This is a genomic window from Anaerobutyricum hallii (genome assembly GCF_900209925.1).
Taxonomy (GTDB): Bacteria; Bacillota; Clostridia; order Lachnospirales; family Lachnospiraceae; genus Anaerobutyricum; species Anaerobutyricum soehngenii.
In genome coordinates this window covers 829,489-853,470 of sequence record NZ_LT907978.1, presented here as the reverse complement: position 1 = coordinate 853,470, position 23,982 = coordinate 829,489, and the positions used below count along the sequence as shown (strand labels likewise).

At 37.3% G+C, this 23,982-nt stretch carries 23 protein-coding genes and 3 pseudogenes; 1 reads left to right on the top strand and 25 read right to left on the bottom strand.

Features of this window, described 5'->3' with window-relative positions; genetic code table 11:
- Positions 1-285 precede the first annotated feature (285 nt).
- From EHLA_RS03875 to EHLA_RS03795, 17 genes and pseudogenes are all read right to left on the bottom strand, one after another.
- Positions 286-870: pseudogene (locus EHLA_RS03875) on the bottom strand (peptidoglycan-binding protein); the annotation flags it as partial.
- Positions 871-968: 98 nt separating this feature from the next.
- Positions 969-1,193 (bottom strand): DUF6718 family protein, encoded by a 225-nt coding sequence (locus EHLA_RS03870; protein WP_096239384.1) that lies wholly within the window; start codon positions 1,191-1,193, stop codon positions 969-971.
- Entirely contained in the window at positions 1,174-1,791 is a 618-nt protein-coding gene (locus tag EHLA_RS03865; protein ID WP_096239383.1) for a hypothetical protein, read from the bottom strand. Before EHLA_RS03865 ends, EHLA_RS03870 begins: the two co-directional genes overlap by 20 nt.
- Before the next feature lie 67 nt (positions 1,792-1,858).
- The gene (locus EHLA_RS03860; protein ID WP_096239382.1) at positions 1,859-3,613 is read right to left on the bottom strand and encodes a recombinase family protein; all 1,755 of its coding nucleotides are present in this window, start codon (positions 3,611-3,613) and stop codon (positions 1,859-1,861) included.
- A gap of 1 nt (position 3,614) precedes the next feature.
- A complete protein-coding gene (locus EHLA_RS03855) occupies positions 3,615-3,911 on the bottom strand; it encodes a hypothetical protein (RefSeq protein WP_096239381.1) in 297 nt (98 codons plus the stop codon).
- Positions 3,912-4,092: 181 nt separating this feature from the next.
- On the bottom strand, positions 4,093-5,712 hold the full coding sequence (locus tag EHLA_RS03850; RefSeq protein ID WP_096239380.1) for a hypothetical protein: 1,620 nt from the start codon (positions 5,710-5,712) through the stop codon (positions 4,093-4,095).
- Between the two features lie 90 nt (positions 5,713-5,802).
- Entirely contained in the window at positions 5,803-6,423 is a 621-nt protein-coding gene (locus EHLA_RS03845) for a hypothetical protein (RefSeq protein ID WP_096239379.1), read from the bottom strand.
- 360 nt (positions 6,424-6,783) lie between these two features.
- Positions 6,784-7,926 carry a hypothetical protein gene (locus EHLA_RS03835; RefSeq protein WP_096239377.1) on the bottom strand — a complete coding sequence of 381 codons (1,143 nt, stop codon included), beginning with the start codon at positions 7,924-7,926 and terminating at the stop codon, positions 6,784-6,786.
- A gap of 265 nt (positions 7,927-8,191) precedes the next feature.
- Complete coding sequence (locus tag EHLA_RS03830) at positions 8,192-9,010, bottom strand: IS3 family transposase (protein WP_242970654.1); 819 nt, start codon at positions 9,008-9,010, stop codon at positions 8,192-8,194.
- The gene (locus tag EHLA_RS16555) at positions 9,000-9,347 is read right to left on the bottom strand and encodes a transposase (protein ID WP_229097941.1); all 348 of its coding nucleotides are present in this window, start codon (positions 9,345-9,347) and stop codon (positions 9,000-9,002) included. Before EHLA_RS16555 ends, EHLA_RS03830 begins: the two co-directional genes overlap by 11 nt.
- 70 nt (positions 9,348-9,417) lie before the next feature.
- Entirely contained in the window at positions 9,418-10,725 is a 1,308-nt protein-coding gene (locus EHLA_RS03825) for a sensor histidine kinase (RefSeq protein WP_096239376.1), read from the bottom strand.
- Positions 10,716-11,375 carry a response regulator transcription factor gene (locus EHLA_RS03820; protein WP_044922413.1) on the bottom strand — a complete coding sequence of 220 codons (660 nt, stop codon included), beginning with the start codon at positions 11,373-11,375 and terminating at the stop codon, positions 10,716-10,718. The genes EHLA_RS03825 and EHLA_RS03820 overlap by 10 nt, the downstream gene beginning before the upstream one ends.
- 61 nt (positions 11,376-11,436) lie before the next feature.
- Positions 11,437-12,252 carry a NisI/SpaI family lantibiotic immunity lipoprotein gene (locus EHLA_RS03815; protein ID WP_096239375.1) on the bottom strand — a complete coding sequence of 272 codons (816 nt, stop codon included), beginning with the start codon at positions 12,250-12,252 and terminating at the stop codon, positions 11,437-11,439.
- Positions 12,245-12,976 carry a lantibiotic immunity ABC transporter MutG family permease subunit gene (locus EHLA_RS03810; protein ID WP_005423209.1) on the bottom strand — a complete coding sequence of 244 codons (732 nt, stop codon included), beginning with the start codon at positions 12,974-12,976 and terminating at the stop codon, positions 12,245-12,247. The genes EHLA_RS03815 and EHLA_RS03810 overlap by 8 nt, the downstream gene beginning before the upstream one ends.
- Positions 12,977-12,982: 6 nt before the next feature.
- The gene (locus EHLA_RS03805; protein WP_096239374.1) at positions 12,983-13,708 is read right to left on the bottom strand and encodes a lantibiotic immunity ABC transporter MutE/EpiE family permease subunit; all 726 of its coding nucleotides are present in this window, start codon (positions 13,706-13,708) and stop codon (positions 12,983-12,985) included.
- Positions 13,709-13,711: 3 nt separating this feature from the next.
- Positions 13,712-14,413, bottom strand: a complete 702-nt coding sequence (locus EHLA_RS03800; protein ID WP_096239373.1) for a lantibiotic protection ABC transporter ATP-binding protein — start codon at positions 14,411-14,413, stop codon at positions 13,712-13,714.
- Positions 14,414-14,571: 158 nt separating this feature from the next.
- Positions 14,572-14,790 carry a hypothetical protein gene (locus EHLA_RS03795; RefSeq protein WP_242970667.1) on the bottom strand — a complete coding sequence of 73 codons (219 nt, stop codon included), beginning with the start codon at positions 14,788-14,790 and terminating at the stop codon, positions 14,572-14,574.
- Between the two features lie 100 nt (positions 14,791-14,890).
- Here EHLA_RS03795 and EHLA_RS16980 point away from each other — a divergent pair.
- Positions 14,891-15,235, top strand: a pseudogene (locus EHLA_RS16980) (IS1634 family transposase); the annotation flags it as partial.
- Between the two features lie 180 nt (positions 15,236-15,415).
- On the opposite strand, the gene EHLA_RS03785 reads toward EHLA_RS16980, so the two are convergent.
- From EHLA_RS03785 to EHLA_RS03750, 8 genes and pseudogenes are all read right to left on the bottom strand, one after another.
- Positions 15,416-15,790, bottom strand: coding sequence for an ATP-binding protein (locus EHLA_RS03785; RefSeq protein ID WP_005347147.1), 375 nt, complete (start codon positions 15,788-15,790; stop codon positions 15,416-15,418).
- Between the two features lie 9 nt (positions 15,791-15,799).
- On the bottom strand, positions 15,800-16,432 hold the full coding sequence (locus EHLA_RS03780; RefSeq protein WP_096239371.1) for an SdpI family protein: 633 nt from the start codon (positions 16,430-16,432) through the stop codon (positions 15,800-15,802).
- Positions 16,416-16,700 carry an autorepressor SdpR family transcription factor gene (locus EHLA_RS03775; RefSeq protein ID WP_023923479.1) on the bottom strand — a complete coding sequence of 95 codons (285 nt, stop codon included), beginning with the start codon at positions 16,698-16,700 and terminating at the stop codon, positions 16,416-16,418. The genes EHLA_RS03780 and EHLA_RS03775 overlap by 17 nt, the downstream gene beginning before the upstream one ends.
- A gap of 222 nt (positions 16,701-16,922) precedes the next feature.
- Positions 16,923-17,702, bottom strand: a pseudogene (locus tag EHLA_RS03770) (sensor histidine kinase); the annotation flags it as partial.
- Between the two features lie 37 nt (positions 17,703-17,739).
- Positions 17,740-18,927 (bottom strand): LPD25 domain-containing protein, encoded by a 1,188-nt coding sequence (locus tag EHLA_RS16210; protein ID WP_242970666.1) that lies wholly within the window; start codon positions 18,925-18,927, stop codon positions 17,740-17,742.
- On the bottom strand, positions 18,890-19,615 hold the full coding sequence (locus tag EHLA_RS03760) for a hypothetical protein (protein ID WP_096239370.1): 726 nt from the start codon (positions 19,613-19,615) through the stop codon (positions 18,890-18,892). The genes EHLA_RS16210 and EHLA_RS03760 overlap by 38 nt, the downstream gene beginning before the upstream one ends.
- Before the next feature lie 87 nt (positions 19,616-19,702).
- Positions 19,703-21,070: a fibronectin type III domain-containing protein gene (locus tag EHLA_RS03755; RefSeq protein ID WP_242970665.1), complete on the bottom strand. Its 1,368-nt coding sequence runs from the start codon at positions 21,068-21,070 to the stop codon at positions 19,703-19,705.
- A 17-nt stretch (positions 21,071-21,087) separates the two neighbouring features.
- Entirely contained in the window at positions 21,088-23,919 is a 2,832-nt protein-coding gene (locus EHLA_RS03750) for a leucine-rich repeat protein (protein WP_162290851.1), read from the bottom strand.
- Positions 23,920-23,982: the final 63 nt, after the last annotated feature.

Sequence of the window (23,982 nt, the reverse complement as noted above, 5' to 3'; positions counted from 1 at the left end):
AACACCTTCATAATCATCCCCCATCTGTTCGTAACATTCTTTAAGGAAAGTAGAAGTACTTCTTCCATGATTATCCGGAAGCTTGGAACTTTAAACCAACTGCTTAAAGAGCATGGTCCAACCAGGGACGATGTCATTGTCTGGGCAAAAAATGAAGTTGCTCTGGAAACTGAAACGGAGGAAGGGCGAAAAACTATAATTTCTATCTTTCGCCGCTTCTTTCCCCCCTTTCTCCCATATCACTTTGTGCATAATTCCGGTAACAATTTTTCTGGTCACAAGAAATTATGTTAGCTCCGCAATCCGGCTCACTGCAACATAAATCTGGCTGATCTTATACCACGTTGCAAAGTCTACAACACCTGTTTGCGGCAAATGAAAAATCTTCTGGAAAACCTTCACGGAATTTGCCGTCGCTGGTCCATAAATTCCATCCACCTTTATTTTAGGAATCAACGGATAATCTCCTGCGATCACATTAAGCTGTTCCTGTATCTGCCGCACTTTTGGTCCTGATGTTCCATTCGTCAGTTCATATCCCGGATAGGAAGCCGGAACCCCCGAAATAGTCTCTGCCTCATTAATATACATATCTTCCCCATAATAATACCGTAAAATCTCAATCGCTGAAAGTCCATCATCCCCTAACGCTTTAGAACCCCACTGGCTCATAAACTCAGGACAGCTTACTTTCTTTCCATCGCAATACTGGGTAAGGATTGGCTGTGTCACTTCCGGTCGTGACAGGTAAGAATTAAAAATCTCATCTACTACATTACTAATCGAGTGATACGTATTCTTTCCATTGATCCACTTCTGATCAAACGCAGTGGAAGATGTGATAGTAAAATCTTTGCCTTTGCCTCTGTACGTCGAAACCATCGTTCATTCGGGGTTTGGGTTCAGAGTTGAGACTGCCATTCATATAGACTTATTTATAGAAGTAAAAAGAATATTTTTGCTCGCACTTACATCTTTGCTACTGTTCTCTCAAATTCATCTTCTGTGTCACAAAAATGATACGGCTCATATTCTCCATATGCAGATGGACGGCTAATGGTAACCAACTGTATCTTATCTGTCCCTACTTTATCAATTATTCTTTTTTTCAATTCCACTAAATGTTGTCCATGAGTAGTTTGTAAAGCAGAACATCCTACACTACCAAACTTTTTAGCAACTAGATAACACATAATCTAACTCCTTTTTAAATTCACTTTCTGTTTTAATGCTTCCATTTTCATAAAGTCTTCGCAAAATACAACCAATTTCATTATCATATTTCTGTTTATATATATACTTATGAAGCCAATTATTTAGCTGGCGGTCATAATAAGTATTATATTGTATCTCAATCGGATAATGATAATTGCTTAATTGATAATATACATGAACTCCTCTATACCCATCATCATGAGCTTTCCCACAACTCATATTTGCAATGCGAATGTGTTCTTCTTTACTAAGAGAATGTATATCCTCATAATTATCACACAATGCTCGAAATCCCAAAAGGTCGTCAAATACTTTCCTTGTTTGATGGTCAGGATAATAACGTGCATATTTTAATTTTGCTGATTGTATACTTTTTATACGATAATCTATTGCAACACTTTCCAATTCTGTACATAAATCATACCATTGATTAACCGCTTTCAATTCTTTAAATAATTCTTCTTTGATAAAATAATGCAAATTTTTCTTTAGATTAATGCCAAGATTAGAACGGTAAGAAAGTATTTCTAATTTTTTCAAAGATAAACCATCTTTCCTCAAAATATCATCGACCAAATTTTCCCTCCTTACGTTTATTATATTTCTATAAATTCTCTATCTTAAAATCACTTTAGCATACTTGTCATTCTTTCTTTGGATAAATCTTGAGACTATCTAAGATAACTGACTTATCTTCCAGCTTATTCTCTGGCGCTATACTTCCGGATTTCTTTAAAGCTTTTGACCGTATCTCGTTTATATTTATCTTAAATCTTATCACAACTTCATCCTCTTTTACAGATATTTTTTCAATAAGCTTATTCACAAGAACACGTTTTGTTGGATTATCAGCATTCAGAAATACATCCTTCCATGTTGGAATCTGCATACGCAGACTATCCCACTCATTAAAAGAGACATCCGCTCCGTCAAGTTCCTTTTGTTTCTCTGCAATCACTTTTTCCTGCTGTTCCTTTTCCTGCTTCTGCTTTTCAATCAGTTCTACCAGCTTATCTACAGGTACAGGATACTCTCCAAGCATCGCTTCTGGAATCTTATCTTCCATGACAGAAATCTTTTGCTGGATATGCTTGAGTCTTTCCTGTTCTCTTGAAAGTTCTTTCGCTTTCTCCTTTTTTGCCTTTCGCCCATTCTCGGAAATCTGCTCGAAAATATCCTCGTTTTCCTGAAGCTTATCTATGTACTCGGCAATCGCCTGAAACACAATCTTTTCAATTCTTTCTGCTTTAAATTGATAGACTTTGTAATGTGGAACTCCCTGCCATGCATCCTGGCACTTATATATTGCCTGTCTGCTCGCCCTCCTTTCTCCCGTATCTTTAATTGTCCAATAGTTATATCTACTTCCATTTGTACATTTGCAGCCACAGTATCCACAGTAAATAACATCAATGAGGGGAAGCATCCCCTCATTTCTTGCGATAACCTTTACACCTTTATTCTGCGGAGCGGTACGATACTTCATCCCTCTCTGCTTTCTTTTTATCTGAACCAGATTCCAGTCATCAGGACTAATAATCTGTATCTCTGGATTTGGTTCTTCCGAGAGAATCCATTCAGAACTATCTAACCGCTTACTTTTTCCGTTTTCTTTCTTTTCTCTACGTTTATAAGCTGTATAACCTGCATAAATCGGATTCGTTAAAATGCTGGTTACCGTTCCACCTCTCCATACCTCAGATGGAGCAAGTTCTTTATATTCCTCATCCAGATTCAGTTCTCTGGCAATCTTTGAAGAACCATACTCTTTATCAAGAGAAAGCTCGTATATATGTTTTACTGCCTTTGCCCTTTCGGGAATAATCACAAGATGGTGTAATGCTCTGCCATGCTTACTGATTTCTCCAGACAGCTCCAATTTATATCCATACGGAGCCTTCCCCCCGACAAACTTCCCCTGCTGTACTAGCTTTTGTGCCGTATCTTTGACACGCATTCCCGTATCAGAACTGCTCTTTTGTGCATTGCCATAACGCAGAGCTAACATCATCTGCCCCATAATGTCATCACTCTCTGGTGAGATACAGCCGTCTTTTACCGTATATATATCCACACCATAGCTTTTAAGCTGCATAACATATGCACCAATTTCCCACATTCTTCTACCGATTCGGTCATCCTTATAGACTGCAAGAATATCATACTCGTTTCTTTGTGCATCTCGCAATGCCTGCTGTAAAATATCACGATTCTCTACGGCATTACTGTATCCACTATTACTTCCCTCAAAGTATTCCTTTGAATCCAGATGCCATTCCTCATGTTGTGCGATAAATTCTTTCACCAACTGTCTCTGGATACCTAAGTCTCCATCTTCCTCCAACTGTTGATTAGAACTTACACGAAGCAACATCCGCACCCTCTTTTTCTCGCCCATCTTAGGAAATCCTTTCTACATGATAAATCTGATGATTTTTAATCTGCTCCCTTAATGTATGAGACAGTACATTATTTACTTCTTTTTGAATCTCCATTTGATGGTATCCTGTCTCTGTCCGTTCCCTTGTCTCATCAAATTCTGGAAACTCCAGGATAACTTTTACACCATCCTGTTTTGTTTCTATGCAGGAATACTTTGGAGCTTCTAAAGAAATACCTGTAACAGACTTTCCTGTTGCATTTCTGCCTACATGGACTTCTTTTAATTCTTTACTTCGCTTTGTTGTCTGATTCATACAAAAACCTCCTATACATCGTATTGAAATCATAAGTTGTCTTATGACTGCATCGTTTTAAGCTATACAGACATTTGATTTCGATAAATGATAGATTCATAGGTAACCATATATCAGAAAGTACATAGTCTCCTATGAATCTTTCAGAAGGATAATATATAATTACCGCTTCTTATTTTACCTACAGCGGCCTTATATCTCCTGTATCTCTTAATTCCTCATATCGTTCTTTCAACTCATAATATAAAATGCAATACGTCCGTATATTTTGTACTTTTGTAGTATGCGTTCCTCCTCGATCTTCATCTAAAAGCTCCATCTGCGATAATGCTAAAATAATCTTCTTTACACTAATACCTGTACAATTATACCTTTTAAGACCATAAACTAATGCTTTTCTACTAAGAAATACACCTCTATTACTAACCAACATTTCATTTGCTTCTCCTCTATATAATGCTTTATCTTTATAAGAACATCTTCTATATAGATCCTTATCATCTACTAATTCGCAAACAACTTTGATGACCCTGTCTTCCTCTGACATACTGAGTTGCTCTAAATGTAACTTCTGTTTCTCCTTTTGAAGTGTAAGTGCTTTATCCAACTTAGATTTAAGCTTCAATTTATCACTGTTATCCACATATTTTCCATATAAAATAGCTGTTATTTTAAGAAAGACTATGCTTTCCTCAATTCGCATAGACTGCTCTCCATGCCTGCTTAACGCCTCATACTGAGTCTGAATGGTTTCTATTACATCTTTCATATTCCCTAATAATTTATCCAAAAAATTCATTACAATAGTTGCCATCGTCTGCTCCTGCTGAATTTTAGTAAGAGTTTTCAAATCCACATTTTGAGCCTCTATCTGAAGGGTTCTTGACTGTAAACTTTCTACCCCATCGAGAAATTCTGATGTAATAAACACAACTGCACTTTGAGGATTACTTTCTATGTGACGTACCACTGCATCCATCATAGAGATCTGCCGTTTATAATCGTAACCGGTCGCCGCAGGGTGATAATCTTCCAATATCATAGGAAATCCATAACACTGTTGCACTTTCTTCACTGCCATCTTCTTTTGGTCATTTACCAAACTGCACATAAACTGCGAAGGATTTTCCATGTACATCATCGCCTGCGTTAAAGCAGTCTTATAACTTCCTGTTTTTCCATAAAGATTGATACACACTGCCGGATTAAAACCAGCTTTTATAAACACGAATTTTATAGCTGATAACAAAACTGCTGTAAATAAGATTTCACTGGCTCCTGGTGATGCCATCAGGTAATCTTCTTCTTTTCTATCAGCATTTTTCTTATCTGCTAATCGTACCTTATTTTTCCATTTCATTTGTTTAACATTTTCGTCAACTTCAAGCTGTATCCCATCCTGATTTGACATATATGTATAATCACCGGCAACAAATATCTCTTTACCAACTTGTAATGTCTGATACCCATTGGAAGTTATGTGATACATCTTAACCTGCTTTGCGTCCTCACAAGATGTCTGTAAACGTAATAAAAGCATCTGCCTTTCCCATCTATCTAATCCGGCATCCATAATCTCCGTCCACAAAGTAAAATATGATAGGTTATTAAGCTTTTTTACTCTACGAGGAGGTAATTCTGTCCCATCAAACATTTTTGCCACTAACTCATACTCCATACGGTTCTTTTTACTCTCATCCTCCTCTATATAATAGAAGATTCGATTCACCTTTACATCAAACTCTGTTATATGTCTTTCATCCACCATTAAACCTTGGTTCGGTACAAAACTAAAATTCATTATGATTACTCTCCTTTTATATTTTTCTTTCACGCGACTCTCAATGCTGCGGACTAATAGCCCGCAGCCTCTTTTATGTAACAATAAAAATCACAACAACAGTAACAAATCATCCACATCCTGCTTACTTATCAGTCTACGGCTTCTTTTGTTATCCCACTTTCCGTTCTTGATATTCTTGAAGACTGTCTTCCTGTATTTTTTTAAGACCTGCTTTTGTCTTTTCAATTTTTCTTTTTTAGATTTATTCTCTTTCCTTAAATCTTTGCACTCGCTTAACAAATTTTGGTTCTTTTCTTCCAACCGTTCGTTTCTTTTAGCCAAGCGACAATTATTTTGTCTTATTCTGTGATTCTCCTCCTCTAGCTGTTTGATATACTTTATACTCCATTTATAATGGTATTTAAGTCTTGCCTCCTCCAGCTTTTTCTTATTAATCTCCTCCTGACTTTCTGCCATAATTGCTTCTAAGCTATCTTCCCTACAATTCGGTATGCTCATATTGTCCTCTGCCTCGTCATATGCTACATCTGCATCTATCAGCAACGGATTTTTGTTGCAATAAGTGAAGAAATCTTTATCGAAGTTTTCTTGCCGTGAAGCATATTCTTCGTAAACCTCATACTCCGCTGGAACAACACTAAGTTTCTCCATCATTTCATCTTCGAATACTTTTTTCTCCAGCTCTGTATTTAATACTCTCTTTAACATTTTAAAATCCTCCTAAAACTAAACTCTTTTGAACTCGTCAGTCCAAGGTATCTGATACCACTCCTCTGTATTTTTAGAGCTGCTTTCATCTTAATATCTCTTAGAAAGCTTGAGTACCTCTAAAATATTCAACTTGTATTTTATACATTTTTACCCTTTTCAATTAATTATTTTAATGATATAATAAAAATTTTATAGCAAAAAATCGTGTTAAAAAAAGAGGTTTCTCTCTTTAACACGATTTTAATAAATATATCAAACCATAAGTTTATTACAATGACATTCTCTAAAAATGCATCTAGTTTATTTTCTATAAATAATCTAGTTTTTACATCTCTATCCTCAAAATCAATTATCCTTTTATTCCCAAAAATTAATTTTACCGCCATCATTTTTTGGTTCTCTGAACACATTCTCCTTATAATATTTATTTATTTTTCTATGAACAAAATTTGCATAGCCTTTTAACTTCTTTTCAAAAATCTCGTCTTCCTCACAGTTTAATTCTGTTTCTTTAACAATCTTTTTATATCTTTCCTCAAATTTCTTATTCTCTACAAACTCTATCTTTTCATAACTTGGTATTCCTTCTCCCTCATCTGAAAGTCCTTTTATCGGCACATAAGTTGTTTTTACTTCATAAATACTCCATATGTTTTCAATTTCCTCTATTTTATTTAAAATTCTATTAATACAGTCATTTTCATTTCTTCGCATATCCCATAAATTCAAATATCTGTCTATTGCTGCTTCGAAATTTACATCTTCTTGTGTAATTTCATTTTTCTCCACAACCCCTTCTATGCTTTGTATATTAATTCCATAAATCAACTGTTGTAATTTCCTAATTTTTGTATTTATTCTCTCAAATATATTTTCTCCCGCTCTTTCAAATAATATAGACAAGTATCTATCCAAACTTTGTTCAAAGGATATTGCTTTATTTATATATTCCTCATCTTTAATTTCTGGATACAAGTCTATTTCTTCTTTTAATTTTGATAAATTTTTTCTAATTCTATACAAATGTGGAACAAATATTTTTTCCATTAAATAATTTTCAACATCCCAATGTCGTCCCCACCATCCTAGCTCTTTTACAAACCAAGAATCATTAACTTCTAACATATCCTCTATTATATTCCATAATTTCTCTCTTTGTTGTAAATCATACAGTTCCCACTTATTATTTCTCAGATTATTTATATCTTCACTTTGAGGAAACATTTCAAATATTGCTCTAAAAAATCTCTGTTCTCCTTCTCCAAATTTTATATCGTCTTCTTTTAACTCTCCGTATAAGGCTTTGTACATTCTTTTATTTTTGTCCCTATTGTCTCCCCAAATTCTTTCATAACTTTTATTTTTAGGTAAATCTATTTCAAAAATCCGTTTAATCCTATCGTTAAAAAATTTACGGAGTTCCATTTGATCTTCATAATTTTGTTCCTTTAGTTTGTCACATATATCCTTCTGTTCTCTTATCCATTCTGCAAATGTCATTCTCATGTACCCCCATTACTTTTCTTTATTAAATCACATAATCCTAATCGTGTCTAATTTTTTTGCAACATGGGAGAATCGCCCATATTCCGAACAAAATAAAAAAATTCTTTTTGCATTTTAATAAAAACAAATTATTCTCCAAACACTATAGTGGCTCAGTTGTCAAGACAAAAATCTAAGATTTTTATAATGAACTGATATGGTGGACAAGTTACAAGGAACATGGAGAGAACAGTGGAGCACTCCCCAGATCCAATATATGCTAAGCTACATATGGCATCAACATTGCCGGATAGTAGCATTCAGCCGGTGTTTGGTAATCAAGTGCAGAATGGCGTCGCTCAAAGTTGTAGGTGTGGATATACTGTCTGATAGCAGCCCTTGCTTCCCTGATGTTGTTGTACTGTGTCAGATAGGCTTCCTCATACTTGAAGCTGCGGAACCAGCGCTCAATCATGATGTTGTCTGCCCAGCGGCTTTTTCCATCCATACTCTGGCGGATACCGTTTTCCTTTACAAAGTCAATGTATTGCTGACTTGTAAACTGACAACCCTGATCTGAATTCAAGATCTGAGGTTTTGCCACTTTGAAAGCTTTTTTCAGGGCACTGATAACCATTCTGGTATCAAGTGTGTCATCCACTTCCCAGCCGACAATACAACGGCTATACCAGTCGATCACGGCTGTCAGATACAGAAATCCGCGCTTGATCGGAATATATGTAATGTCAATAGACCATGCCTGATTTGGTTTGTCTATGACCGCATTACGAAGAAGATATGGACATACTTTCGCCTGCTGCATTCGCTTGGAAAGATTCATCTTTGGATAAATCGGGTAAATATCCATCTCATTCATGTAGCGTCTTGCCTTGCGGCGTCCAACCTGGTAACCACGGGTTTTTAACTGTGCAGACATTTGTCTTGCGCCCCAAGTGGGATTATCTGTATGGAGATGATCAATGATCTCTTTGCAGGCCAGTTCCTCATCTGAAATAGGGGCACCCTTGTAATAAATGCTTGTACGGTTGATGTCAAGCAACCTGGCGCCAACAGAAGCCGGAATTTCCTTAGTCGTCAAAAGGTTTTGGACTAAACTTACTCTCGTAGTCAGGTCCACAAATTTCTTCAGATTTTTTTTTGAGCCAGTCAACCTGCATGGTTAACTGACCAACCTTTTTGGCATACTCCGCTTTCTCCTTACGCTCTTCGGCAAGCTTTTCTTTGAGGTTTTCCTCACGCTTGTCGTCGAACACAACCGAAGCATTGTTCAAGAACTCTTTTTTCCAGTTGCGGAGCAGATTTGGTTGGATGTTATTTTCAGTTGCAAGGGTATTGAGATCTTTCTCACCCTTAAGCAGCTCAATTACAAGGTCTGATTTGAATTTGGCATTAAAATTTCTTCTTTGTCTGGACATGATAATGGATCCTTTCTTTCATACTGGTTTAAGTATATCAGATTCATTAAAAACTGTCCGAAAAAGTGTCTTAATTTATGAGACCATTATACTTGATAATGCTGCTTGTGATATAAAGTCCCATACCAAAGTGCATATTAGAAGTACGGCTTTTGTCGCCCATGAAAAACTGTTTCTGTGCATGATGTAGGGCCTCCGGTGTGAAGCCGCCTCCCTCGTCCGTTATAGATATATGTAAAAAGCAGTCCGTTTTTTGCACCGTTACATAAATTGTCCCCTGTGGTGGAGAATAGTCTAACGCATTGCTTATCACGTTCATAATTGCCCGTTCCAACAGCAGCTTATCCGCCTTAAGTGTGCCCAGGTTAGCCCCCGTTTCCAGTTGCAGACAAATTCCTTTGGTAAGGCATAAAGAGCTTGCCTGCGCTTTAATCTGGCCCATGTAATCAGCTATATCAAATTTCTCCAAATGAAGCTGATACCCGGCGATTGTCCGGGAAATGTCAATTAACACTTTAATATAAATGCCTATCTGTTCGGAGCTTTCAGTGATGTAACCCGCATATAGACGTTGTTCGTCGTCTAGCTCCGTTTCATTTATCAAATCAATATTTCCTTGAATGACGGTCAAAGGTGTTTTCAAATCGTGAGCGAGTGCTGCAATCTGTTCTCTCTGTAACTGTTCCGCGTTCCATTGCTTCTCTAAAGATATTTTCAGATTATCTTTCATATTTGCAAAAGAACAAAGTACGTCCTCAAATTCTTTGATTTTTGAATGTCCCACTTCAAAATCAAGATTTTGTTCTGCTACCTGCCTTGTCGCTTCAAAAAGCGGAGAGAGCTGCGTCCGCATATTTTTTGCAAACTTCGCTGTCAATATCACGCGTACTGCAATACAGTTGATTGCTATAAAAATATAAAGCAGAATTTCCGGTGAGGGAAAATGCTCATAAAGCCATTCATTTGTAAACTGTGAACCTATGTAATATTGCAGCACTACATATTCATTTTTGCGGGTCACAAGCAAATACTGTTTGTTGAGGTTTGTATTTATCTGCCCGGATATTGCGTATTCCATAGCCCGGTCCAAATCGTCGCCCTCTAAGGTCGTTTCCGTCACTTGATAATTTTTATCCAGCACCAAATATTCACAGCCCATAGGAAGCTGCACATCTGCCAAATCCGGCGTTGCAGCAATAACAGGAGCAAGATCTTTTGTGCAGCGTTCTGAATAATCCGCATAGGTAATAAGCCCTGTACTGGTTCCAGCTAAAATAAGACTAAATGGTATTGCCACCGCACCTATTAGTCCAATCAACAGCATACATAAGAATTTCCAAAAAGACGCTTTCAGTGATGTTGTTTTTTTCATTCCCATTTATATCCAATCCCCCAGACTGTCGCTATCGGCTGAATATCCAGTTTGTTCAATTTTGACCGGATATTCTTGATATGAGTAGAAATCGTAGAATTATCACTGTCGCCCTCTAAGCTGAAAACAGCTTCGTAAATCTGTTCTTTTGAAAATACCTGTCCTTTATTCCTTGCAAGATATTCACAAATCAGATATTCGCTTTTTGTTAAGGCAACAGGCGTGTTATCTACCCGTAATTCTTTTTCAGATAAATCAATTTTTATGCGGTCAAAGGTAAGTGCGGTATGTCGTTCCCTACGTTCACGCCGTAGGTGGGCGTTTACTCTCGCCCGCAATTCTGCAATACGAAATGGTTTTGTCAGATAGTCGTCTGCTCCCAGACCAAGCCCAAATGTGATGTCATGCTCCATTGTCTTTGCTGTCAGAAAAAGAATAGGACAGTCTACAAGGGAACGAATTTTATCACAATAGGAAAAGCCGTCTACATCTGGCATCATAATATCCAGTATAATCAAGTCATATCTGTTCAGCTTATCAAGCGGTACCTGTGCGGCAGAGGTATAAGTGGTCACGAAATGCCCATCCTTTCGCAGCCCGTTTTTGACAAGCTCTAAAATAGCCCGTTCATCATCAATCATAAGGATCGCCGCCATATTGTTGCCTCCTTTCGTTGTCCTTTTTAGTATAGCACAAGCTCCAAGGGCAGGAAAGCTGTCATTGTCGCTTTGCAATATAGTAGTTATCATTTACATTGACCGCAACCGCTTCCGCTTTATCGGTTCCGTAAATCTCATAGACATCTGTGTAAAACCAAGACTCTCGCCCCTGTCCGGCATTTTCCCCGTACCAGTCAATCTTGCTTAAATCTTCTTTTGACAAAGGGATTTTCGTTTCTGTATCGAATGTAACACTTTCAGCGAGAATATCAATGTAGCTGCCTAATTCATCATCTGATACCATATCAGACGTTACTTGATAAACCGTCCCGCCCCAAAGAAGTTGTGTCGCATTTTCTGGATTGACTTCAAAGCTGTCATTTATAGATTCTTCTGTTTTCTTAAAATCAAAAACAGTATCGCTATCTTTGACATTTTCGCTGATAACAGCTTTATGATACCCTCCGTTTACATCTACAATAAGATAATCGTCTGCGTTAGGAGCCGCATATACATTGAGAAAAGGAATAATGTAAGCGGCTTCTGGTGCTTTCTCCGCCAAATCCGCTAAGGATTGAAAAGTTGCCGGTTCAACATTTTCTTGCAGCAATATTTTTCCGTTCTCGTCTATGGCGGCAAGCTGCCGGATATATCCAATCCATTCTCCAAGCCCGCCATTTGATACGGTATCTGCCAAAATGGTGTAATCGTTACCTTTATAGGAAAAACGTGTTACATTTTCCGTATTCAAATAACATTGTTCCTTGTCACTGGAATATTCTTCGATTCTGTCCTGTAAAGTACAGCCAGCAAGAGCCACACAAACGATAAAGGTAAACAGCAGAAGTAGCATTATTTTTTTGCTTTTATTCATAATTTTTTCTTCCCTCCCAATGAGAAAACCATAATAAGGTCAGCAATAAGCCGCCTGTCGTTAATGCTGCAATCCATATTTTTTCTGTTCCATAGTTGAAAATTTGTCGGCTCAAAATATCCTGTACCCAATTCATAGACCATGCAAAGGGGATATACCGGGCTACACCTTTCAGCTCAATATTGCTATATAAGATACATTGCAGACTTTCAAACACGCCCCAAAACAGGGATAACCCTAATCCAAATTTGAAGCTAAGGAACAGGTGCAAGATGTATATTATAAAATTACAAAAGGCCATCCCGGCGGCGGCTCCAATGAGCATTCCGAGCTGCACTGTATCAGCCATTCCCAAAAGATGTATGCCAATCACAAATAACAGGAACAGAAAGAACAATGCAAATACCCCCGAACCATAAAGATAAGTTAATTTTGCAAGCATATTTTTGTGTCTGTTTGGTACAGCAAGCAGCGTTTGGAAGTGTGAAGCCTTTTCTTCCAGTGCAACGTTCAGACCAACAATAACGCTTATCAACACCGGAAAAAACGTTGTCGTAATTTCCAATATCATTTTGAGCTTTTTACTGTCTGCGGTGCTGGCATACTGGGAATAGTAAGCAAGAAATAACAATGCCCCCATAACAGGTACACAAAAATGAATAGCCCAAAACGATGTATGCTTCGTTTTTTCCTGTTCAGAACGAAGCGCATAAATAAAACCCATTTCTGTCTACCTCCCTTTGGAAAAATCCTTTGCGTCGGCATAGGATAAAATAAGAAACAAGAGTATTGACAACGAAATGGAAATCATAATGGCTATAGAAAATCCACAATTTCCCGCATAAGTTCCGTTTATTTCAATTCCCATAAGCGGCTCTGCCAGTTTTGCTGCCCAACAATACGGTACAAACCACCATGCTATTGTATTTCCTAATGCGGTAGCAGTAGATAGGACAATCCCAAGTATTGTATTTAACACAATCGGCACAAACATTCCCGTTTTGCGTGCTAAGTACAGACACAAAGGGATTTGCCAGACAGACGCAAGGATAATTCCGATACTTCCTGTAATGCTGTGTAAAAGAGAATATACTGCCGTTGCCGGAGCAATGATATTACTGATAGAAATAAGCAATGCTAAAAATATCGCTGAAACAAGCAGTTTTTCGACTAAGATAATGCCCTTGGCAAATTCAAATCTCGAAAGATTTACAGGCATAGAAAATACCGAATAGTATTTCCCGGCGTTTTCTTCTTTTCTGTGTGACAAAGAACACAAAATTGCGATTGCTCCAGGAAGCAGGAACGCATACCACCAGTAAAGCGTCATGTACTGATACCCCATATATCCACCCATAATCCATGCAAAAATAGCCGTAATTAGCGGAACAATGAAAATCAGTTTGTTCGATATTGTCCTCTTGAATTTCAAATGTTCTGATTTTAGATAGTCCATGCCTTAACCCTCCCTGTGATTGCTTTTTACAACGTCCATAAAAAGCTGTTCCAAATTTTCGTTTGCATTAAGTTTCCCCTCATAGCCTAAGATGCCACCCGCAATAATGCCGATGTGGTCAGCGGTCTGTTGTACCTCGGAGAGAATATGACTTGATAAAATAACGGTAATACCCTTTGCAGGAAAGGAACGGATAAGCTCTCTAAGTTCTTCAATCCCAATCGGGTCAAGCCCGTTGGTTGGTTCATCAAGTATGAGCAGCTTCGGGTTGTTTAGTAATGCAACTGCAATTCCAAGACGCTGTTTCATACCAAGAGAAAACTGTCCGGCTCTTTTCTTGCCTGTTTCCGTCAGCCGGACGATTTGCAGCACTTCGTCAATCCGCTTATCTGTCAGCCCTAAAATAGTAGTCCTTACTTTCAGATTTTCATAGGCGGTCAAATTTTCATAAAGCGGCGGCATTTCAATTAACGCTCCAATATGGTTTAAGTCGCTGCGTTTCCATGCGTGGCCGTCAAACTCAATACTCCCAGATGTGGGTCTCAAAATACCTGTTATCATTTTGAGTGTTGTAGATTTTCCGGCTCCATTTGGTCCTAACAATCCATAGACGGAATTTCTTTCAATGTTCAGCGATATGTTATTTACGGCTGTCTGCCCGTTGAACGATTTGCAGAGATTTGTTGTTTTTAAAATCATATTCATATTTATAATCATCCTTTCTTTTTTTTCATAATATCAATCAATTTTGAAGATTTCATAAAGATATTCCATCTATGCAGCAAATGTGCTTGATATAGGAGAATACTCTTCTATGAATTTTTTGTTTCATCACTTGAATAAACTGGTATTCTATCATTCCTTCAACATGGCTCTCCTTCTACCCCATGAAATGCCCCTGCCGGATACATCCACTGTCCTTTTGCATAGATATCGTTTGCCGAGAATTCTCCAGTGACCAGACTGCGAATCGCTTTCTCATCTCCATGATACACACAGGATTTCGCATTTCCCACAAAGGTATCCAAATCACACTTATTATCCAGCATAAATTCCAGAATTTCTTTATCATGCTTTAACAACTGATATTCTTCTGGATATAATTTGCGAATCCCGGCAAACAGCTTCGGTGTAGAGAAAATACACATAGCACAGTTGCAGGGGTTCCACCCGGCACGGTAAGCCTTATATGATGGGATGTACGCAGTAACTACAGACCTCTTAGACGGTGATGTAAAAGATATCCTAAAATTCAGCGAAGGTCGTTGGAAAATCGAGGAATGTTTTCGTGTAATGAAGACTGACTTTGAAACAAGACCAGTTTTTCTTCACGATGACGTACGCATAAAAGCCCATTTCCTTATCTGTTTTCTTGCGTTGGTGATATATCGTTACCTCGAAAGAGATCTGGGAAATGCCTTCAGCTACGAGGCAATCTTGGATAAATTGAGAACAATGAATTTCACCGATATACAAGAACAAGGTTTTATTCCACTTTACACACGAGACAAGCTAACCAATATCCTATTAAATAAAGAATACAAGACAAGACGCAAATTCTAATACTGAAAGCGTAAATTCTAATAGCCACCATCTTCTTGAACTGTCGTTCAAGAAGCATCGCTCGCTTAGCTCGCTCAATTCTAATATAACTACGCAAAAAAGCCTGCTGTCCGTGATAGACAACAGGCTCATAAGCCATATTCTTTATGGAATTAGTATTAAAATTTTCAATGTAAATTTCCCGTTTTCGCATTTGGTCATCAACTGACCATCATATTTCTCAACGGCTTTTCGCATATTAGAAATACCGAAACCGTGAAGAAAATCATCATTCTTTGTGGTACGGCTCTTTGTGTTTCCGCTATCCTGCAAGCAGTTATTTTCAATCAGTACAGAAAAGAAGTTTTGCATTTTCCCCGCTTTCACAAGTATCGCCCTCTGTTCTTCAGGAAGTTTTTCACTTGCTTCTATGGCGTTATCAAGTCCATTCCCGAAAATGGTACTAACATCCAAAGGCTCAATAAAATCTACACCATTACTATAATATGCCCTTATTGCAGCTACAAAGGCATGTTCCAAAAGTGTACATCATATTCCTTTTTTAAATAAGAAAAAAGAATATGCATATGGGATAACAATCAACACTGCCATGATGAAAAATAACAGTATCTTAGAGTCCAGAAATCCATTGGCGATCATAGCCAGGCCACAAAAGATAAACAGTCTGGAGCTGACACGGTGTGTGCGATTCCAGTTTTCTTCACTGGACAGTATCCATGGAATCCGAATGCCAGCACTATAGTTCTGTTTTGTTTTTGCCAGATAATTGCCAATTACCAAAAGCATGAGTCCAATGATCAGATAAGTGAGCAGAGTAATATTCACATTTATTCCAAGAGCAATAGCATAGCTAGAGCACACAACAATCGGGGAAAGTGCAGCCATGAACCACACAAGTGCCCGGATCAGCTTCGGACTGATGTTCTGGCGTTTTGGATCAACATGGGTGAAAAGAAAGCAAAACCACATCATTGCAAACATAAAAAGCGGAAGTCCGAAAACGGTAATTGCCTTGCTGCTCCAGCCATCTGGAGTATTTCCAGTGGAAAAATGGGTAGGGAGCTTTGCCGGAAGCTGATTCCACAAAAGCAATCCGATCAAGATTGGGCTTAAAGAAAGAAGGCTGCCAAGTAACAAAAACCATTTATATTTTTTCATCATGAGATTCGTCTCCTTTCAAGTCTTTTAACCATAGAAGTAATTCTTCTACAACGGAAGTATTCAAATCATAGTAAATAAAATTCTTTTCTTTTGTTTCCCATATCAGATCAGCCTTTTTCAAAATCTTTAGATGATAGGAAACAGTAGCACCGGTCATATGAAAATGACTACCAATTTCTCCGGCGGACATTCGGCCATTCTTTAATAACTGTAAGATTTCTCGGCGTGCAGGATCGGACAAGGCCTTAAAAGTATCTGCAAAAGCCATAGCATCACTTCTTTCAAAAGTATTTAGAAATATTTCTAAATATAATATATTCTGACGAAACAGAATTGTCAACAACTATTTAGAAAAATATCTAAATTCTAAAATCCTTGTGTTTCAATCGCTGCTATATGAAAAATATGGTAGTATCACTGTTCAAAAGCTGTTCAACATCTGGCTTTTCCCTTCAGTTATACATGGCCCATAGATTCCGCATCTGTCTGCTCAACTGCTCATATGACCATCTTTTTTTACTGTTTGTGCGACTGTTGCTGTCATTGATGATAAAACCGTCCCTGTCATTCCGATTCCGGTATCCCGGCAGACAAATTCCATTGTCGTCATTTCCGGCTGTTCGGATGGAATTTCCCTGCAGCTGATATAAATCTGCCCGTTTTCTCCGTTATATTTCACCGCATTCGACAGGATATTCATCATCACACGTTTCACATACCTCGGACTTCCAATAAGATCACAGTGTTTGATTTCTTTTTTCTCCCATACAATTCGGATATTCTGTTCTGCAGCAATCTGTTCAATCACAACAAGCACTTCCTCAAAAATTTTGTTCAGATTAAATGGACTCTCTTCCAGAACAACTTCACCAGACTCCAGCTTACTCATATCCAGAACATCATTTACCAGTTCCAGCAGCAGATTGGATGCCTCTTTGATCTTTGCTCTGTATTCTGTCTGTTTCTCCATATCGTCTGCATAATGCTCTGCCATATCAATCATCCCGCAGATTCCATTGATTGGAGTCCTGATATCATGGCTCATCCGTTGGAGAAACTCCGTTTTTGCCTCATTGGCGGCTTCTGCCTTTTTTGCAGCTATCAGAAGTTCTGCTTTATATTTTTCATCTTTTTCCTGTTCCTTTTTCTGATGTGCCTGATTGGTTCTGTAGGTCCAGAGCCAGAATATACTAAACATCAGAAAATAAAGAAAAATAACGCTTATTACACTTAATGGAAGGTTACGGAACACTTCCATATCCGGAAGCCACGTTATCATCCATGACCTCAGACTCGTTCAGCTTATTCTACACCGTCCTTACACCCAAATCAGCTCCTCTCTCCGGCTTATCTTTTCCCTGTTTTTCCTGAATGATTCTCTTATTGATTTCCAAGCGTTCATGAATCGATGGTTTTTTCTCTTTCCTTGCCATTGCCTTTTTCTGTTCCACTGTCTTTCTTTCTGCTTTCCCTGCATCCTTAACTGCTGTATTTGCTTCAACGCCAGTTCTTGGCACAGTTTCTCTGCTCTCATTTTTCTCTGCTATCTTCTGTTCTCGTCTCTCCTGCACACCTTTTTCTTCCATGCTGCAAAAACTCTGCAAATACGGCAGTACATGATTCTGCATATCCGTCAGATCTTCCATATACTTCTGATACTCTTCATTACCTTTCCCTTGCTGATAGCTAATCCAGCTTTCATCCGTCAATTTCATTTCATTCTGCATCTTTAATTGACTGATGATACCTCCGTTTCCGGTACCAATCTCTATCTTACCTTGAAAATGATGCAGCATCTTGTCGCCCTTCTCAGCATAATATACTGTAAAAAACATCTGTGCTGTCGTTTTTGGTTCGTTGGAGTTTGGATCACGGTCAGCATACCATGCTTTGTCCTGTTCTGCGCTCTTGGAATCCAAATCCGATAACTTCTGGCATCGTGGATTCATGAACTCACTTTTCTCACAGTAATTGACATACACCATCGGCTCCATATCTTTCGGAAGTTCCGGTTCGTAGGACTTCAATCGTTCGATCAATACTCCGGCACGGACGGACAAATCACATTCTTCCTCTACAATGTCCTTCAAATAAGAAATATAAAAATGTGTATTGCCACTCTGCAAATCCAACATCACCTCTTGTACCGTATTTTCTCCGATCTCCACATTATCCCGATACTCATACGGATCAAAAGCTTCTGCAATCTCATCCAGTGCCTCTGCCAGCTGTTCTGTGGTCATCTTCTCTGGATACATTGCTTCTCGAACATCCCTCATCGGTACATACTTATAGTCCGGCAATGCTTCATGAATTTTCTCAATCCCTTCCCGTACCAGTGCAAGTTCTCCATAAAATCGAACATCGTCCATCAGATTTCCAAGTACTGTATTTCCTTTTACGATTGCAAATTCGGCTTCATCATAGTAACTATCTTCCGGATCACGATATTCTACTTTAAAAAGCAAACAAAAGCAAAAAGAAAATGCCTGCACTACCGCACTTTCCAACCATGAATGAACAATGGCTCCGATACCACTCCGTATATACTCTGTTTAACGTAAATGACATAATCGCCAATATATTTGCTTTCAATGTTTCTTTTGGCCAGGTAGAATAAATTTCGCAGGAAGCGACATTTTTAATATAATCTTTATATAGTACATAATAATTCTTTGCCGTATTATCAGAAACGGCTCCATCATGTACTATAACATACTCCGGGATTACCACTCTGCTCAATACAACCTCTCCTGTTGCCTGAATATCCTTAACCTCGCTCTCTGCGATTTTTGGAGGATAATCACCATATAATGTGTGCGGTCCGATTGCAAGGACTTCATACGAAGCCATTTCGGTAATTGTCGGTTCCAAAGAGAGATTCTGCAAAGCAAGCTGCCCAGAAAGCATCTGACTCCCTGAAACCTCTACCGGTTCAAATCCCGGAGCTGTTATTTTTAAATTATACTCTGAGTATGGCTGATTCAATCCTGGTTCCATTGAATATTCTAAAGGAGGGGTCTCTAACTCAATCACTTCTGTCTGTCCCGACACATCTGTTTTTAATATTTCTAATATTTTATCCGGTTCCCCTGCAGAAGAAATCTCCACTGCAGCATCCGTAATCGGGCGTTTCCCCCGGTTAGAAACAAGAGATACCTGTAAGGTTCCTACATCTGGCATAATGATACACCTGCGTTTTTTATTATAATATTCTGCAGGCACAATGCTGTGACAAACTGACGAGACGGACTATTGTTATTATGATTATTATTTAATCTTATTAATTGTTTTTACCTTACTCCATTTCGAATAATATCTGTTAAAAAAGAACTGTTTATAGCTTCGAATTCTTACATAGTAACGCTTTTTCCTTTTTAACTTTTTAATTTGAGCAGATGTTACATTTTTCTTTATTAACACTGTCTTTTTATTCTTCTTAAAATTCTTCTTTGTAGAACATTGAATCTGATAACCGTCTACCTGGGCACGTTTAGACCATTTTACTCGAAGCTGTCCTTTCTTTTTACTCTGCACTTTTTTTATTGTAGGTGCATATAATCTGATATAATAATAAGTATATTTAATATAGTTATATCTATAATATGGAGGTTGAGACGGCAGTACATTTTCCTTATCTTTATCGGTTGGTATGTTTTCTCCTTTTGATCCTGAATCAGAAGGTTTTTCTTTTACAATAACTTCTATTTCCTTCTGGCATGATTTATAATTCTGCTTTCCGTTTTCATCGCTTCCGTCTGCAGTTATATAAATCACTGTTCTTCCTTCACGAAGTCCTTTTATATTTCCTTTGTCAGAATCTACCGAAACAATCTCTGGATCTTTTGAAGAAAATTCTACTTTTCCTATCGCATTTTCCAGTCGAATCGTTTCTGTATCTCCAACATATAAATCATATTTTTGTTTCTTTAACTCAAAGTTCTGTTCTGCTTTTTCAATAGAAAAGTGCTTTTCTACCTGCCCTTCATAATTTCCGAGTCCCGTAATCGTAACGTTACCTTCTCCTGCATCTATATTATCAGAATATGAAATCTTATAATCTTTAGACAAAGTCAGTTTCTGTGAAGATTCATCTTTCACAATAACTTCTGGTTTCTTTTCTTTTCCATCATAAATATATTTTCTAACAAGCTCAAAACTAATCTGACAAGAGTTAATATTCTTTTTCACTGGTTTCGTATCTATATTTATGGTGTTATCCTGGTTATCTGTAAAAGTTACTGAATTTGTTTTCTGTTGTATGGATTGTTCTTTTTTATCAGTATCCTTATATGTTTCGACTTTTAAATCGCTACAATTTTTATCCGAAGTAAACTGTACCTTGTCGTTATCACTGTTTAAACATACGTCTGCTTCCGCTGTACCGGAAATACTAATCAAATCACTATTTTCTAAATCTGTGCCTCTTGTCACTTCAAAAGTAAAAAGATTACTTCCTTTTAACTCAACACCTTTAGTTTTACTTAACGTAACACTTTTAGCCCCATCAGACTTTGCAGCATAGTAATGACCATCAATCTCCGCTCCAAGATAAAATCTATCCTTAATATCTGATACTGAAAAACTATCACTTGGATCAACAGTAATATATATTTCTGTATTCTGACTTCCTACCATTCTATAATCATACACTTTCATTGTACCGGTAAAAGTATTGTCTTTATAAAAATTAATGTTTGTCCATTTGCATTCATCATAGTAAATGGCTTATCAGCATATACGTGCAATGTAATCGCATTAGATGGAATTGTAGTTCCGGCAGAGCCAACCATATGATCAATACCAGGGATAGGGGTAGGAGTTAGAATAAGATCATCTACGGTTAATCCAAGGTTATAATAATCTTTTGTACTGATGCCATTTCCACTCACATAGTCTAATTGTGTATAACAATTCTCAAGTCTTATTCCATCTCTAATCGCATCGTTTGTATATGTAAATGAAGTATAATCATCTGATACATACATGTAATAATATCCTGACCTATTATTGCAATCATATATCTTGAGACGATGTTCCTTCTTTCCATCACGATCAAAGTCTCCATATTCATATCCACAAAGAATCACTGCATGACCAGGATTTTCTCCGTTATCATCTATATAGTAATAACCGAATATAGAAAGGGATTCTTTTTCCTGATCCAGTTTTGCCTGTGAAACAAATGACTCTAAAAATGTTTTTAAAGAAGTCGATTTAGAATTCTTTTGTGTCTTTATTGTTGGCGAGAACGCATTCAAATACTGTGTAAGCTGATAATAATTTATAATACTTAATAACTTAGAATCAGCATTCGGATTATTTAAAAAATAAAAATCTTTGTTGTATCCGAGCACCCTTCTCTTATTTTGAATAATAGCTGTCTCTATACCCAAGCAGGATCCCTCCCATTTTTCTTTTATTTTTTTCTTTAAATACTCTTTTTCTGCCTTTTTTTTCGCATTTGCAAGTAATTTATCTGCGTAATCTGTTGAATAATCTGCAGTAAAATTATCTGGATCATGACCAAAACTATTATTGTGTGTTTTTAATATAAAGTATTCATGTTGTTTCCAAACGATTTTTCCTCCATACTGATAATTCTCTGGATATCTTTTTATACTATCCCAAGAAGAATCTGCTTCCGTAGGATAATATCCTTCTGTACTTACCCCATTGAAAGCATCTGATGAAATCGTTGGCAGTGATCCTTTAAATTCAACTTTCTTTAAAGAAGTACACTGATCAAAGGCTTTTCCCCCAATTGATGTGATTTTGTTAGGAATTTCAATCTTCGATAAATTCGAGATATTAGAAAAAGCATTCTGCCCAATATTTTCCACACTAGAATCTATTGATACCTTTTTTATAATATTGCGATAATTGTACCATGGACATGTCATTGGATCTGTCCAATCGTTCATTTTCCCTCTTCCATTGATTCTCAAAAGATCAGTCTGTAATTCCCAGGTCACACCATTACCACAAGTACCACTTTTAGCCTCCGGATCATCTTCTGCTTTTCCTGACCATACTTTCCATGTAATAAATCCTCCAAATTGATGACTAGTAGGAGTTAAGATAATTGGATTCCATGTAGAATCACTATAAGGATAATAAGCTGTTGCAGAAACTTTATTAAATGCATACGATTCTATCGTAGGGTACTCCCCGCTAAATGTAAATCTCTTTAACTGTTTACATCCATAAAATGCTTTTGACTGTATCACAGCAAGGCGTTTGGGGAAATCTACCTTTTCTAGCTTACTACAATTTTTAAATGCTGCCTCTCCAATCTTGAAAAGTGAAGAACCTAATGTAACTTCTTTTACTTCCGTACAGTTTGCAAATGCATATTCGCCTATGAACTGTACAGAGGATTCAAAAACTATTTTTTGGATATCTTCCTTGACATAATCCCACGGAGCAGGAACACTTTCTGAATAGGTATACATATAACCTGTTCCTGAAATGGTAAGAACGTGATTTTCTGACAGCTTCCATGTAAGATTCTTTCCACAACTACCGGATGTACTATTGGGTTTGTAATCCTTCGTATCTACCGGATACTTATTCGTAAAATCATATCCTTTATACTCTGCATCCGGAGTATGATCTGGAAAATTATTCTGACCCTTTAAAAAATAAGTCCTCGTCCCTTGTTCTGCATCCCATGTTGCATCCACATAATAATAGTAATTATCTAGTTTTACAATATTCCATCCATGACTTCGATTAATTCCATATCCTCCAATAATCCTACAATCAATTCCTTCCTGTAAAGCCATACGGTAAAAAAGCACAGAATATCCCTGACAATTTGCTTTTCCCTTAAATATCGCCCCATAAGCAGTTCTTTTCAATCCATAACTATTATCTGCATCATTTTCATAATCATAGGCGACATGATTACAAATATAATTATATATAGCCACTACTTTCTCATAATTACTTCTGCCATCAAGATTTAATTCTTTCATAATCTCTACTAATTTCTTTTGCAGCTCTAATTCCTGATTCTCTGTTATATAATATGTGAAGTTATATGTTATTACCAAACCCTGACTTGTAGTTTTTCCAGAAATATTTACAGATGCTATAGCTCCCCAGCGCAAATAATCTCCCTGATCTGATATACCGGTATGCTTTAATGCACTATTATATATCTGCTCTGCCAGTTTAGTAAACTTATCATTATCAAACGATGCTGAATCTGCCTTATAATATACCGTGCACTCAGCCTGACGATTTATTATCTGCGTACGAAGTCTATCTGCTGCCAAAGTAACTGTACTTGCATAGTCTGCACTTCCTGCTGCCGCACCTACATCTGATTGATTATTTTCATTATTAAAAGTTATCTGTCCTATTACTGTAGACGCTATACTATCATTTGTGCTGTTTACTGTATCTGATGCATGTACTTCTTTGGGAATAAAAAATAATGCCGCAATCATCAATACAATAATAATAGATTTTTTATTCATATTTTCTCCTCCATTCAATTCAGTGTACTCCCCGAATCTTTTTATGCTTGATTTTGTGAGCAT